1 protein-coding gene is annotated in these 1,249 nt (G+C 63.3%); it reads left to right on the plus strand.

Translation table 11 applies throughout. The features are described from left to right. A partial coding sequence (locus ACM6HV_RS10805) for a DUF6531 domain-containing protein (protein WP_414904170.1) occupies window positions 1-1,249 on the plus strand: 1,249 nt, incomplete at both ends.

Genomic DNA, 1,249 nt, shown 5'->3' on the forward strand with positions numbered 1-1,249 from the left:
TGATGTCGGGCTGGGGTTTGGCTGGAGCCATTCGCTGGCGCATCGGCTGGAGTTCGATGGCGAGGCGGTGGTCTGGGTCGATCACGAGAACCGGCACACGCGGTTCCCATTGCCCAGTGTTGAACGGCCGCAGATCCACAACAGCCTGTCGCGGGCGGCGATTTTTCTCGGCGATGAGCCGGAGGAACTGATCCTCGCGCTGGCGGGGGAGGCGGCGCGGTTTTATCACTTTCGTGCCGGGCGGCTGACGGCGGTCAGTGATGCGTATGGCAATCGTCTGACGGTGCATCGCGATCATTCCGAGCGTCTGCAGCGCCTGGATAACGGGGCCGGGCGCTCGCTGCTGTTGCGCTACGACCGGGCGCATCTGGTGGCAGTTGATTACCAGGTATTTGAGGCGGGTGGCTGGCGCACCGAGCAAACGCTGGGCAGTTATTGCTACGACGCCCGTCAGCGATTGTTGTCCGCGACCAACGCCGTCGGGGACAGCGAGCGTTACGACTACGACGATCAGCACGTCATCCTGCAGCGGCAACTGAGCGGCGGCGCGAGCTTTTTCTGGGAGTGGCAGCGCTCGGGCAAAGCGGCGCGTTGCGTGCGGCACTGGGCTTCGTTTTCGCAGATGAATACGCGGTACGTCTGGGATGACGCCGGCCAGGTCACGGTGCATTACGTCGATGGCCGCGAAGAGACCTACGTCCACGATGACAGCGCGCGGCTGGTGCGCAAGGTCGAGGCTGATGGCGGAGAGCATCTCAAGGCTTATGACGCTGCGGGCCGGTTGATCGCCGAGCAGGATCCGCTGGGTGCGGTCACTGAATACCGATACGACGACATCGGACGGTTGATCGCGCTGCTTCCTCCGGACGAAGAGCCGACGTCCTACGAATACCGCAACGGTTTCCTGCACCGTCGTTCTCGCGGTGACGCGGTGTGGACGTTCCGACGCAACGCCGAAGGGGATGTCACCGAGGCGGTCGATCCCGACGGTCAGGTCACTTATTACTACTACGACACCCGTGGCCAGTTGCTGTCGATCCGTTATCCGGACAGCAGCCGGCATGTGCTGGTGTGGAATGACCTCGGCCAACTGATCGAGGAAACCCTGCCTGACGGTGGTGTACGGCGCTTTTCCTACGATGCGCTGGGGCGACGGACGACCACTTGCGACGAACACGGTGCGATCACTCGCCAGCAGTGGGACGCCGTTGGCCGACTGGTTCAGACGACGTTGCCTACAGGCGCCACT

The sequence above is a fragment of the Pseudomonas sp. IT-P260 genome, from assembly GCF_949768395.1.
Classification (GTDB): Bacteria; Pseudomonadota; Gammaproteobacteria; order Pseudomonadales; family Pseudomonadaceae; genus Aquipseudomonas; species Aquipseudomonas parakoreensis.